This is a genomic window from Paraburkholderia franconis, assembly GCF_009362735.1.
GTDB lineage: Bacteria > Pseudomonadota > Gammaproteobacteria > Burkholderiales > Burkholderiaceae > Paraburkholderia > Paraburkholderia franconis.
Window position 1 is genome coordinate 1 of sequence record NZ_WHNP01000015.1, and the last position, 13,461, is coordinate 13,461.

Genomic DNA, 13,461 nt, shown 5'->3' on the forward strand with positions numbered 1-13,461 from the left:
GAGCGCGGGATTGCGGTCGATCATTCGACGGTTCATCGTTGGGCACTCAAACTGTTGCCGGTCCTGGAGAAGGCGTTTCGACGGTGCAAACGGACGGTCGGCAGGAGCTGGAGGATGGACGAGACCTACATTCGAATCAGGGGGGAGCGGATCGAATCTGGCTGCCTTGCAAGCGATCAACGCCAGGCGGGATGTGCCCATCAGGGTCCGCCAGAAAAAGTATCTGAATAACATTGTCGAACAGGATCACCGGGCCATCAAGCGTCGAACCCGCCCAATGATGGGATTCAAGAATTTTCGTTGCGCACGCATCATACTGGGTGGAATCAAAACAATGCATATGATTCGCAAAGCTCAGATGAACGATGGCGATAGGGCACTCTCTCCCGTCCAGCAATTCTACTCGCTCTTTGCATAAGCAGTCCTCTATATTTCGGCGCTCTTGCCGCTCAGCTTCCTTATTGCGACAGTACCCTTTGTCGTGCGAGCACAACGATGCGTGCGGCTACGACCGCCTTGGAGGTGCATAGCCGCCGCCTACCGCGATTGTCCCCGGGCTTCTGGAAGTGCTGGTGCTTAACGGGGCGGACGTCAGAGCAAAACCGCGCAGACATCCTGATCCTTCAGCTCGTACGCCGTCAGTCCAGTTTCCAGCGCCGTAGAGCTCTGTATCGGCCTGAGCAACGAAATTCACTGGTTTGTGAGGTTGATGCCGAGGCGTACGGCCGTGTCCGGCTAGGTCACCTAGAGGCTTCGGATTCGCGGCGACAACCCGTTGGCAGCAGTGACCGGACTGACGGTAATCGTGAGCCACCACTTGGCTGTTCTTGCTTAAATCGGTCAATCACCGCACCACCTGGCCGAACCCCGCCTGCCTCTGAAGCACCGGACACAGTCTCCTGCTTGCAACCGAAGGTGCAGCTCATGAGCGTGAGGGGTAGGGAAAATACTATCAAGGTCTTCTGGCGCTAATCATTATAATCATTAATATTGGAGGTCTCAGGCCGCGGCGTCGTCAGGACGAAGCCGTGATGCATCCGCGGTCCGGGTAAATGTTGGTTTAACGAAACAATGGACAAACTTTTCATGAATCAAGTCTCGTCGGGAAAGGTGGCAGAAGGCGTAGACGCACACGCATTCCTCGATAGCGAGTATGGCCGCCTCACGGAGGTGCTCGTGTGCGATGCGATGTACTACGATTGGGCGCGCTCAAACACTATGGTTATTGGTGCGCTGGACGCGGGGAAGACCGCGGATGTTGCCGCCGCGATGAACCAGCATCGAGAGTTGCGATCCGCGCTTGCCGAAGCTGGTGTCACCTGCCGTCTTCTTGAGCAGGACCCGCACTTGTTTTATCAAACCTATACGCGAGACAGCAGCGTGATGACACCCTTTGGCTTGCTTCTGTGCCAGATGGCTAGACCCGAGCGACAGGGGGAGTGGGGGCCGATCGTCGATTTCTGCGCCTCGTCTGATATTCCGGTGTGGAAAAAGGTGACTGCTGGAAGTCTCGAAGGTGGGGATGTCCAGATCCTGTCGCCGGGTCAAGTACTCATCGGCGTGAACGAGGTGCGGACGACGTATGCGGCGGCCCAGCAGGTTGCCGCATGGTTTGCAGAGGCGGGCTGGCAAACACGCTTTGTCAAGGTTCCTGCGTACTTCCTGCACCTCGACGTTCTGTTCAGTGTTGTCAACGACAAGGTAGCGCTGTGCGCCACAGATATTCTCGACCCGGACGACGTCGCGTGGCTGCGAGAACGGTATGAACTGGTTGACGTCGGCTACCGCGAGGTGATGAACATGGGTGCCAACGCCGTCGCCCTTGGCGACGATCGGGTGCTTTCCTCAAAACAAAATCCTCGTGTCAACGCCGCGTTGCGGGCACAGGGTTTTCATGTGTTCGATCCTGACCTCGAGCAATTCGTCATTGAGGGCGGCGCCGCGCATTGTCTGACGATGCCGCTTCGCCGGAATCTTGTCGAGGGGGCGAAATGAGCAAAGTCGAATTTAAGGGCGGTACGACGATTGCCGCTCCGAAGTTGCCGAAGGTGCAGTATGGTCGAGGCGTATATGTCTTCGACACGACCGGGAAGCAATACATCGATGGCTCGTCTGGACCGGCCGTCTACAGTCTTGGACATGGTAATGAAGAGGTCAACGAGGCCGTTGCTGCACAACTCAGACAGATCGCCCATGGCTACCGGTATCTGTTCACCAGCGACCCCCTGGAAGAGCTTTCCGAGCTTGTCCGGGAGGCGTGTGGACCGGACTTCACGTCGATGGTCTTTGTATCCGGTGGGTCGGAGGCGGTCGAGTCGGCATTGAAGCTCGCCTTGCAGTATCACAGCGCGCTTGGCAGCTCGAGCCGTCGACGCTTTATCTCGCGCCAGCGGTCATGGCACGGGAACACTCTTGGCGCCCTTTCCATATCCGGCTTTCTCGAACGCAGGGCACCCTTCGAGGGCGCTCTCATTTCCGCGTCGTTGATCAGTCCGGCCAACGAGTACCGGCCCCTCAATGACGTGCCTGCGGATGAACTGGGCAGGGCCTGCGCCGACGAACTGGAACAGGAAATCCTGCGCATTGGAGCCGACAACGTTGCAGCGTTCGTATTTGAGCCCGTGGTCGGCGCTGCAGGTGGCGTTGTTCCTGCGCCGAAGGGCTATGCCAAGGCCGTCAGGGAAGTCTGCGACCGCCATGGGGTGTTGATGATCGCAGACGAGGTGATGTGTGGCTCCGGCCGATGCGGAACTTGGCGAGCGTTGGAATTCGATGACGTGGTCCCCGACATCATGCCGATCGCGAAGGGACTGGGTGGAGGCTATATTCCACTGGGGGCGACCGTCTATACGAAGAAGGTCGCAGACGTTATCAACGGCGCATACGGTGGCCCGATGACGGGGCACACCTTCACTGGCCATACGGCCGCGTGCGCCGCTGGCGTCGCTGTCCAGAAGATTATCAAGCGGGATCGTCTGATCGAACGCGTCCAGACCGCCGGGCAGCGGTTCGGCGAGATGCTCAGAGCAGAGTTGGCGGACATCGGAGCTGTCGGCGATATCCGCGGCCGCGGCTTTTTCTGGGGCGTTGAATTTGTGGAGGACCGGGAGCGCAAGACACCGTTTGCCGCTGAAAAGCAACTCTATCTCAAGGTTAGGCAGAGGTCGCTCGCGAACGGACTAATCTGCTACCCGTCTGGCGGCAATGTCGACGGAGTATTGGGTGACACGGTCATACTTGCGCCGCCCTATATTGCTACGGATAGCGAACTTGCTGAGATCGTCGAAAAGTTTGCGAGGTCGTCCCGTGAGGCTCTTTCTGAGCTCGGAAGGTGAGGTCTGTACACGACCCGCGAAACTGGAAATCACGCGCATCAACCCCTGACTGTATTAAACAAAATCGGAGAACATCATGAAAAAGCTTCACGTTTTGCTGGCTGTCGTCATTACTTTCATTGTCCTGCCGTCGCTTTCATACTCCAAGGACATCGCGACGATTCGGTTCGGCACATCCCCCGACTATCCGCCCTTCGAATCCAAGTCGCCTGACGGTAAGCTCGTCGGTATCGATATTGATCTGGGGAACGCGGTATGTGCCCAGTTGCACGCGAAATGTGAATGGGTCGAAGGAGATTTCGACGGTCTGATTCCCAGCCTGAAAGCGAGAAAAATCGATGTGATTCTCTCGGGGATGATGGCAACCGAGCAGCGAAAAAAGGAAATCGACTTTAGCGACAAGCTGTACAGCGCGCATAGCCGGCTCCTGGTGTCCAAGGCGAGCACGTTGCAACCCATCGCTGAGAGCCTGCGGGGCAAGAGCGTCGGTGTCTTGCAGGGCTCCGTAGAGGAGACCATCGCAAAAGCGCAGTGGGCTAATTCGGGCGTGACGGTCGTCCCGTATGCCAACCAGGACCAGGCGCTCGCAGACCTTGTAAATGGCCGTTTGGATGGCGTTCTGGTGGAGCAGATCCAGGCTGGTGTGGGCTTTCTCAAGACCGAGCGGGGTCGCGGGTTCAAGTTTGCCGGAGGACCTATCGCGGTGAATGGCATCGCTGACTATACCGCCATGGGCCTTCGCAAGGACGACCCCAGTCTCAGGCAGTCCATCAACGACGCGCTGCAAAAGATCCGGTCCGATGGAACGTACACGACCATCACTCACAAGTACGTTGACTTCGACATCTCGAATTAACTACCCGTACTGAGAAAGAATTCCATCTGCTGAATAGAGCGGGAAACACCGGAAGGCATCGAAAATGTATAGCGATAGAGGTGCAACGTGAGCGACAGTATCCTGACGCTGTCTGATCTGAGAATTGACGGTCACCGACTTTGGCGCAGTCTGATGGACCTTGCGAAGATCGGCGCAACGGAGAAGGGCGGAGTTTGTCGACTCGCCCTGACACAACTGGACAAGGAAGCCCGGGATCTGATTGTCCGTTGGGCAACCGAACTTGGTTGTACTGTACGAATCGACAAAATCGGAAACATCGTAGCTCGCCGCCCTGGGACGAACCCCGAACTGTCCCCGGTAATGACGGGAAGTCACATCGACACGCAACCGACTGGCGGGAAGTTCGACGGAAATTATGGCGTTCTTGCAGGTCTTGAAGTGCTGCGAACACTTAACGACCACGGACTAAGGACCATTGCGCCAGTGGAAGTCGTCGTATGGACGAGTGAAGAGGGATCCCGGTTTGTTCCAGTGATGATGGGATCCGGCGTGGCAAGCGGGGCCTTTTCACTCGAGTACGCGCTTTCTCGCGAAGACTCGGACCAGATATCAGTCGAGGATGCACTGAAGTCTATTGGCTATCAAGGTTGCGTTGAGCCATCGTACTCGCCAAAAGCATATTTCGAGGCCCATATCGAGCAGGGTCCGGTTCTCGAAACGGCGGCCTGTACGGTCGGTGTCGTCACCGGAGCGCTGGGTCAGCGATGGTACAACGTCAAGGTTCAAGGACAGGAAGCTCACGCCGGTCCAACTCCAATGAATTTGCGTCGGGATGCCTTGCTTGTCGCGGCTGACCTCGTCAAAGGGGTCAATCAGATCGCAACCGGGTCTTCCACGAACGCGCGGGGAACTGTCGGCTGTATGTCTGTGTTCCCGAATTCAAGGAACGTCATTCCAGGCCAGGTGGCAATGACTGTCGACCTTCGTGCCGATTCTGCCGAGCTCCTTGACTTACTGGACACGCAGTTCCGAAAGCTATGCTCGGAATGTGAATTGCCCGTCGAAGTCGAACAGGTCGTTCATTTTGCTCCTCAGCCCTTCGACAGCTTCCTGGTGGATTCGGTCAGGCGGAAAAGCGCAGATCTTGGTTATCCGTCGATGGATCTGCTTAGTGGTGCCGGACACGATGCGGTTTATCTGGCCAGCGTAGCACCTACCGCGATGATCTTCGTTCCCTGCGAGGGCGGGATCAGTCATAACGAAATCGAGAACGCATCTCCAAAGGACCTGGAGGCAGGGGCCAACGTCTTGCTCCAGATGATCATCGAAGCAGCGGCAGTTGACGACGCATAGTCGCCGGCGATGCTGGCACACTCCGCTTGCGCCGCTGCAGCAGGAGATGGGCCATAGTGCCAACCTTATGATCTGCGAGAGGCCGGGCCGCGTCAGTATCCATCGCTCAACAGGCGAGGGTGCTGAGGCGGAGCACTGCCTGCCTGGACGCAGACTTCCTGCTGAGACACAGGATGAGTATTTTATGAACACACTAAGCATACGCGACATCACGAAAAATTTTGGCGAGCATTCCGTACTCAAAGGTGTGTCCATGGAGGCGCGCGCGGGAGACGTGATCAGCCTGATCGGCTCTTCTGGGTCGGGCAAAAGCACGTTCCTCCGTTGCATCAATTTCCTGGAGAGCCCCAGCGGAGGCACCATCAAGTTGCACGACGAGGAGATCCAAACTTTCCCCAACGCCCGCGGTGATCTCATCGTCAGAGACAAAAAGCAGCTGCAACGATTGAGAGCTCGACTCGGAATGGTCTTTCAGCATTTCAATCTCTGGGCGCATATGACGGTGCTGGAAAACGTGACGGAGGCTCCGCATCGTGTCGCAAAGGTCAGCCGTTCGGAAGCGCGCGACCGCGCGCTCCGCTATCTCGAGAAAGTCGGCATGCCGCGGACCCATTGCGACGCGTATCCATCGCACTTGTCCGGGGGGCAGCAACAACGGGTTGCAATCGCGCGTGCCCTTGCCATGGAACCAGACGTCCTCCTCTTTGATGAACCGACGTCGGCGCTCGATCCCGAACTCGTTGGCGGGGTTCTCAGGGTCATGCAGGGACTAGCGGAAGAGGGGAGAACGATGGTCCTGGTGACACATGAAATGGAATTTGCCAGGTCAGTGTCAAGCCGTGTCATGTTCCTTGAACAAGGGCGAGTAGAAGAGGAGGGCGCTCCCGAAGAGATCTTCGTTCGCCCCCAAAGTCCGCGACTCCAGCGCTTCCTCTCGGGCAGTCTCAAATGAACCTACGTCGATCACAACGCGATTCCTGGATCAGAAGGAGCAGGGCATGCTAAGCGGTTATGGCACAGAAATATTTTATGGCGCCCTGGAGACGCTGAGACTGTCACTGCTATCGCTTGTCGTGGCGTTTCTCGTGGGGCTCCTCGGCGCGACGGCCAAGCTGTCCGGAAACCGGCTAAGCTTCTTCCTGTCCACCTGCTACACCACGATCATCCGGGGGGTCCCCGATCTTGTACTGATGTTGCTGACGTTTTACAGCATTCAAATCGCGTTGAACGTGGTGACCGACCGCTTCGGGGCAGCGCAGGTTGACATCAGTCCGTTCTGGGCGGGCTCCGTGACAATTGGTCTGGTGTACGGAGCATATTTCGTCGAGACTTTTCGAGGGGCCTATCTGTCAATCAGCCGGGGGCAGATTGAGGCAGCGATGGCATATGGGATGACCTATTGGACTGCATTTAAACGGATCGTCTTTCCGCAACTTATGTTGCACGCTTTACCTGGAATCAGTAACAACTGGCAGGTTATCGTGAAGGCAACGGCGCTGGTATCGATTATCGGGCTATCAGACCTTGTCAAGGCTGCGCAGAATGCCGGACGCAGTACCTTCAACAGTTTCTTCTTCATGCTGGTTGCAGCCGGTGTCTATCTGGTCCTGGCTGCGATTTCTACAGTCGCGCTTGACCGGCTGCAGCGCCACTACTCCAGACATGCTCGAGGCGTCTCACGATGATTGACTTACTTCGACAGTATTGGTTACCTCTACTTGTCTTCGACGGTGATCACTTTAGCGGACTGGTAGTGACGCTATGGTTGCTTGTTCTTTCAGTCGCGTTTGGTTTCGTACTTGCGGTGCCCCTTTCCATTGCGCGAAATTCGTCCAATCGATATGTTTCCGGGACGGTAAAGGCATACACATTCGCGATCCGCGGGACGCCACTCTATGTGCAGTTGCTGTTGATCTACACTGGAATATATGGCCTCGAATTTGTGAAGGCAAGCGACATGCTGAGTGCTTTCTTCAGAAGTGGTATGAACTGCACAGTTTTGGCATTTTCACTGAGTACCTCAGCCTACACTACGGAAATATTCGCAGGCGCAATGCGGGCCATTCCTCGTGGGGAGATAGAGGCCGCAAGAGCCTTTGGAATGTCATCAGGCGCGATCTACCGTGTCGTGATAATCCCGGCTATGCTTCGCCGCGCATTGCCGATGTACAGCAACGAGATCATCCTGATGTTGCATGCCACGACGCTTGCTTTCACCGCAACGGTGCCGGAGCTCATGAAGGTCGTGCGAGACATGAACTCGGCGACGTACATGACGTTCTCGAGCTTCACGATCGCTGCGCTGATATACCTATCGATATCATTTTTGCTGATCGGTGCATTCAAGAAAGCCGAGAAAAAATGGCTGGCGTTCCTCGCGCCAAGGTCGACCGGTGCAGGTCGTGTGACGAATTGTCTATCCACACGCCGCAGTCAGCGCTTTATGGGACATTTCCTGACGCTGCTTCCGATAAAGTGGCCTCTGAAGCATCTCCGCCGCGATTCGGAATAGGGAATACTTGTAGGAAATGCAGGTTTCGTGTGACCGTAAAACCTTTATCGTCAAGCGAATCGTTAATCAATGGATGACGGAGTTTTCTGGCGCGTTTATTGGCAGTCTGCCTTGCGCGTTTGAATCAAAGGAGTTGCCGCAATGTTGAAAACTACCATGGACCTGGTCGGTTACAGCGATCGACTCTCGGCCGTATCCGGCGAATCCATCGCCTTCAAGGTATCCAGCCGCCTGGAGTCTCCCTTCACGGCGCGACTTGTTCGAGTGATCCATGCAGACGTCAATCCTGCGGGGCCTGGCTTGCGTATGGTTGACCTGGGCCACATCTATTCGACCAACGCACCATCGGTCGAGCAGTTGATTCATCGAGGTTCCTGGATTCATGTACCTGGCGTACCGTGGCCTAACCCTGACAATGACTGGTCAATTTCTGTCCGGGTGTTGCCGACGTTAGCAAAGAACGGCTCACAGTGCATTATGTCGCAGTGGGACTCGAACAAGGCACAAGGATGGCAGATTGGTATCGATGGCGAGGGGGCCACTGCAACTTGGTCCAACGACAGTGGTTCAACTGTGAATCTGCGCGCGAATTGCCCGGTCGGAGCCCGATGGTCGGGTATTTCCCTCTGTTTCGACGCCAGGACGCGAAAGCTGAAGCTGTCTTTTACGCCGATTGATTCGCGCTACATCGGCTCGGAAGCAGATGCAACCGTGCCTACCGGTGGTTGGAGCGCTCCCGCGCCTGCCGTTGCAATCGCGGCTCTCTCCGCCGATGCGCCAACGCTCCATTTCAATGGGCGTATCGAAGCACCGCGAATCCACGCTGGTTCGAGCGTGATCGCAGCATGGGATTTCGCGCTTGGAATTGATACGGGAGACGTATTTGACTGCGGTCCGGGTGCCCGTCACGGCCGAATCGTTAATCTTCCTACGCGCGCAGTTCGCTCCTCGAATTGGACCGGCCGCGAGTTCAGTTGGCGTGCTGCGCCGGATGAGTATGCGGCGATTCATTTTCATCAAGAAGATATTCACGACGTCAATTGGGAAACGTCCTTTACCTTCACTGTTCCTGACGACCTTCCTTCCGGTTCTTACGCGATGGCACTTGCAGACGACCGGGGAGTTGATCGCGACTGGCTACCGTTCTGGGTGAGCGCACGTCCCGGACGGCCGGGCCACGAACTCGCGATCGTCATACCGACGTACACCTATCAGGCTTACGCAAACTTTGCGCGCGGTAACTTTGATGAAGATTTCCGCGCCAAGGTGACTGCGTGGCAAGCATATCCACATAATCCGGACGATCATCCGGAAGTTGGGTTATCAACCTACAACCTGCACGCTGACGGCAGCGGCGTCGCCTTTTCTACCCGTCTGCGGCCAATGCTGACGATGCGCCCTGGTTTCGTGACATTCAATGAACCACGCGGATCAGGCTGTCGCCACTACATTGCAGATCACTATCTGCTGGACTGGCTCGAACACGAGGGTATCGGGTTTGACATCGTGACGGACGACGACCTCGAGCGTCACGGTCAGGCTATGCTCGAACCTTATCGCGCGGTCCTCACAGGCACCCATCCTGAGTACCACACTGAACGCACACTCGACGCCATCGAGGGATACCTGAAGCAGGGAGGCAATCTTGCCTATCTTGGGGGCAACGGGTTCTACTGGAAAATTGCCCTATCCGAACTGTTTCCCGGCGCGCTTGAGCTACGCCGTGGCAACAACGGGATCCGGAACTGGACCAGTTTGCCGGGCGAACTCCATAACGCATTCGATGGTCGACTGGGAGGCCTTTGGCGTGACAGCGGCCGACCTCCGCAGCGGCTGGTTGGTATTGGATTCTCGGCGCAGGGGCCTTTCGAAGGCTCGTACTATCGCGTTCACGATCACGCGCGTGAACAGCCTGGAGGCTGGCTGCTTGATGGCGTTCCTTCGGGAATCATCGGGGATTACGGACTCTCGGGGGGCGGTGCAGCAGGGTTTGAACTCGACTCGACTTCAACCATTGCGGGTTCGCCAGAGCAATACACTCTCCTCGCGACATCCGAAGGGCATTCATCGGCATTCGGTGCCGCGCTCGACGCACTCACTGCGCATGACGAGTCGCTCGATCACGGCCCACTTGCGTCGTTGATCAAGGCCGAGATGATCTGGTACGAGACAGGTTGGGGAGGATCCGTCTTTTCGGTGGGGTCGATAACCTGGTGCGGCAGCCTTTCACACAACAGGTACTGCAACGACGTTGCAAAGATCATGAAGAACTACGCGATGCGCATGACGCGGCGCGACGCATAGTCCCGGAAGTTTCAGCGGGCGACCGCATCCATCCGGGGATGGCCGCACGACCTCATTCCACCACAGGCTTCCGGCTCAAATGCCGGTAGCTGCTGCTGAGGCCTGGTTCCAATTCGTGGCATTGCCCACAAAGGATCCACTGCGTTGCTGCGGAACAGTCGCTCGACTAATCGTCTTTTCGCTATTAGAGGCAAGCATGTCAGACAAGCCAATGCATACGGGACCTACCATCATCACCGCTGCAGTCACGGGATCTATCCATACACCGTCACTTTCACCATATCTGCCATACAAGGTCGAGGACATTGCTGCGCATGCTATTCAGGCTGCGGAAGCTGGCGCGGCCATCATCCATCTTCATGTCAGGGATCCCCTGAATGGTCAGCCGTCATCGAGCCCCGATCTTTTCCGCAGTGTCGTCGAGCAAATAGCGTCAGCCACCGACGCTGTCATCAACGTGACGACTGGAGGCAGTTCGTCCATGTCGATCGATGAACGCCTCGCCGCACCGCTCCAGCTTAATCCGGAGATGTGCTCGTTGAACATGGGGTCAATGAATTTTGGCATGTTCCCGCTGGCCGAGCGTCGCAACGAGTGGCAATTCGATTGGGAAAAGCCGTTCCTTGAAGCGTCACGACAGACAATATTCAAGAACACATTCGCTGATATTGAGGAGATCCTGTCCGTCATTGGCACTCAGCGAGGAGCTCGCTTTGAGCTTGAATGTTATGACGTCGGGCATATTCAAACTGTCGCGCATTACCGGTCCCGCGGGCTGCTAACCGGTCCGATCTTCCTGCAGTTTGTGCTCGGCATTCTCGGCGGAATTGATGCTGCACCGGAACAACTGCTCCATATGAAGCAAACTGCGGATCGACTTCTTGGGCGAGACTACGAATTCTCGGTACTTGCCGGCGGTCGGCACCAGATACCGCTTGGAACGATGGGCGTGCTACTCGGGGGCAATGTTCGTGTAGGGTTAGAGGACAGCCTGACAATAGGCCGCGGCAAACTTGCGCAAAGTAGTGCTGAGCAAGTGTCCAAGATTCGACGCATCATCGAAGAACTCGGTAAGGAAGTAGCTACCCCGGACCAGGTTCGAGCGCGACTGGAGCTCAAGGGCAGAGGTCACGTAAGTTTTTGAGCGTCTACGATCGCAAGGTGCGCAACGACATGGCCCCGGCCCGGCTGGCCGAGGCCATGCGCGAATCCTCCACAAACTGGACCGGAGCCGCTACAAGGTCAACAAGGTCGGTAAGCGATAGCGCTCGCCAACCGACCAAGCACCGTAAGGTCCCGCAGCGCCTGTGCAACAGGGTTGGCTGCTTCTCAACGGGTTGCCTTGGCTTTCTGCCGCTTTACGGGCGGTTCATCATGTGCTCCGCCGTTACGCCTTTCACGCCTGCTTTCGATGGACTCCGCCATTCCAAGAAGATGGCGATGCATCAACGAATGCACATGCTCAACATCCCCACGGCGGAACATTTCAATCAATTCCTCGTGTTCCCTGATCACCTTCAGCGACGAATCCTCGTCGTCGAACGTGAGCAGGTCTTCAATCATCTCCCTTTCCGCCCTGCACAGGAACAAGCCGACGAATCGAAGCAACGGATTGGGACAATTTCTGGCTATGATTTCGTGGAAATCTATTTCCGCGTTCTTATGTCCGCGTCGGTCGAGTTCACCCCTGAGTCCCGCACGGCAGAGTTCGACCGTATTCTCGAGGGACTGCAGGACGTCCGGTGTCACAGATTCGCACGACGAACGCGCAATTTCAGGTTCGATACTTTCCCGGGCATCGTAAATGTGTTGCCATGTGAGATTGCGGAAATAGAGATAAGTTTGCAGTCCCTGTAATACGGTGTCCGTGGGTATATCCGCAAGACTGACGCCGCCGTTTTTCCCGGGCGTAACTTCGACGAGGCCGTGACTTTCCAGAATCGCGAGCGCTTCCCGTACCGTGGCTCTTGCCGAGCCGTAAGTCGCCATCAGGTCTTTCTCGCTCGGCAGCCGATCGCCTGGACTCAGATTATCGCGGATAATCATTGCCCTGATGTCCTCTGCGATGTAACGCGCCTGTCGCATCGCAGTCCGCCCCGATCTTGCAGTAATACTTTTGGGCAGGACGACGCGGGACTGCTCCGTGGTTGCCGAGCGTGAGGCCGACTGGGCCAGGCTTGCCGAGGAGCGTGTTGTAGTTCGTCTAATCATCTTTGACATGTGGTGACTCTCGGACCCGAATGGTCTGGCCGCAGCTTGTGCCGCCTTGACACAGGAACAACGTATCCGAACCGGCCGTTAGGGGCGCGCGCGATAATCGCCGCGACGCCGGCGCGAGAAGGAAACGCTCGAATGACACCAATTGTAATCTATGCAATCAAACGAACGTGCCGCTCAACAGGACGCTTGCCGCTGCCGCGATGGGGAATCCCCGGCGGACGGAAAGAGATTTCCCGGCCCTCGCGAAGCGGATGGTGCGACCAACCTGATCAGTTTGGCGTCGGTGTGAGCTTTACTTCGTTCACGACAAACGTGCCGGCCGCGCTTGCAAGCAGCCGTCCAGACTCGTCGACCACCTCGGCGGCAGCGAAAGCGAGGCGGCGCCCCAACTGGGTCACCGAGCCGCTGGCCAATACGGTCGAGCCGTTAGCCTCCTGAGCTCCCAGGAAGCGAACCGACATTTCGGCGGTCGCAGATACTTGCGTGGCGCCAAGAGCCGAGTCCACAGCCAGCGCCATGGCGCAATCGAGTATCGTGGCGAGCGCGCCGCCATGCAGCTTTCCGGTGGGATTACCTGCAACCGACGATGCCGGCATCGATAACAGAACGGATCCAGAGCGCGCTTGAACGACCGAGATCTTCAGCGTCTCGTAGATCGGAGACACCCATCCACCACGGGTCTGTAGGCGCTGTAACCATTCGGCCGTTCCTTCGTTGGATTGCCGGGTGACCATATCAAGTGTCATACCATCCTCCAGGTGAGCGCAAAGGGTCCGATGCACTCCAAAAAATTTGATTTTGGCAAATCAGAGAAATCATTATAATGTTTTACGTTGGTGATGTCGAAGGCCGCATCGGCGTCAGGCTTCAGATACGCGTCCGCACGGCGGGCAGAGTGT

10 protein-coding genes and 2 pseudogenes are annotated in these 13,461 nt (G+C 56.7%); 10 read left to right on the forward strand and 2 right to left on the reverse strand.

Going from position 1 to position 13,461, the window contains the following annotated elements; all coding sequences use genetic code 11:
- From GCT13_RS17660 to GCT13_RS17705, 10 genes and pseudogenes are all read left to right on the forward strand, one after another.
- A pseudogene (locus GCT13_RS17660) lies at positions 1–418 on the forward strand (IS6 family transposase); the annotation flags it as partial.
- A 668-nt stretch (positions 419–1,086) separates the two neighbouring features.
- Complete coding sequence (locus GCT13_RS17665; protein ID WP_160111885.1) at positions 1,087–1,995, forward strand: dimethylarginine dimethylaminohydrolase family protein; 909 nt, start codon at positions 1,087–1,089, stop codon at positions 1,993–1,995.
- Positions 1,992–3,335 carry an aspartate aminotransferase family protein gene (locus GCT13_RS17670; protein ID WP_087740332.1) on the forward strand — a complete coding sequence of 448 codons (1,344 nt, stop codon included), beginning with the start codon at positions 1,992–1,994 and terminating at the stop codon, positions 3,333–3,335. Before GCT13_RS17665 ends, GCT13_RS17670 begins: the two co-directional genes overlap by 4 nt.
- 76 nt (positions 3,336–3,411) lie before the next feature.
- Positions 3,412–4,191 (forward strand): transporter substrate-binding domain-containing protein, encoded by a 780-nt coding sequence (locus tag GCT13_RS17675; protein ID WP_087740331.1) that lies wholly within the window; start codon positions 3,412–3,414, stop codon positions 4,189–4,191.
- 87 nt (positions 4,192–4,278) lie between these two features.
- Positions 4,279–5,526 (forward strand): Zn-dependent hydrolase, encoded by a 1,248-nt coding sequence (locus GCT13_RS17680; RefSeq protein WP_235851247.1) that lies wholly within the window; start codon positions 4,279–4,281, stop codon positions 5,524–5,526.
- A 184-nt stretch (positions 5,527–5,710) separates the two neighbouring features.
- Positions 5,711–6,478, forward strand: a complete 768-nt coding sequence (locus tag GCT13_RS17685; RefSeq protein WP_087740335.1) for an ABC transporter ATP-binding protein — start codon at positions 5,711–5,713, stop codon at positions 6,476–6,478.
- Between the two features lie 46 nt (positions 6,479–6,524).
- Positions 6,525–7,211 (forward strand): ABC transporter permease, encoded by a 687-nt coding sequence (locus GCT13_RS17690; protein WP_087740330.1) that lies wholly within the window; start codon positions 6,525–6,527, stop codon positions 7,209–7,211.
- Positions 7,208–7,912, forward strand: a pseudogene (hisM, locus tag GCT13_RS17695) (histidine ABC transporter permease HisM); the annotation flags it as partial. The gene GCT13_RS17690 and the pseudogene hisM, both read left to right, overlap by 4 nt.
- A gap of 267 nt (positions 7,913–8,179) precedes the next feature.
- Positions 8,180–10,342 (forward strand): N,N-dimethylformamidase beta subunit family domain-containing protein, encoded by a 2,163-nt coding sequence (locus GCT13_RS17700; protein WP_143811233.1) that lies wholly within the window; start codon positions 8,180–8,182, stop codon positions 10,340–10,342.
- 196 nt (positions 10,343–10,538) lie between these two features.
- Complete coding sequence (locus tag GCT13_RS17705) at positions 10,539–11,486, forward strand: BKACE family enzyme (protein ID WP_227746888.1); 948 nt, start codon at positions 10,539–10,541, stop codon at positions 11,484–11,486.
- A gap of 185 nt (positions 11,487–11,671) precedes the next feature.
- Here the strand turns inward: GCT13_RS17705 and GCT13_RS17710 are convergent, their stop codons facing one another.
- Both GCT13_RS17710 and GCT13_RS17715 read right to left on the reverse strand, forming a co-directional pair.
- On the reverse strand, positions 11,672–12,562 hold the full coding sequence (locus GCT13_RS17710) for a FadR/GntR family transcriptional regulator (protein WP_087740326.1): 891 nt from the start codon (positions 12,560–12,562) through the stop codon (positions 11,672–11,674).
- A 269-nt stretch (positions 12,563–12,831) separates the two neighbouring features.
- Positions 12,832–13,308: a PaaI family thioesterase gene (locus tag GCT13_RS17715; protein ID WP_152760281.1), complete on the reverse strand. Its 477-nt coding sequence runs from the start codon at positions 13,306–13,308 to the stop codon at positions 12,832–12,834.
- Positions 13,309–13,461 lie beyond the last annotated feature (153 nt).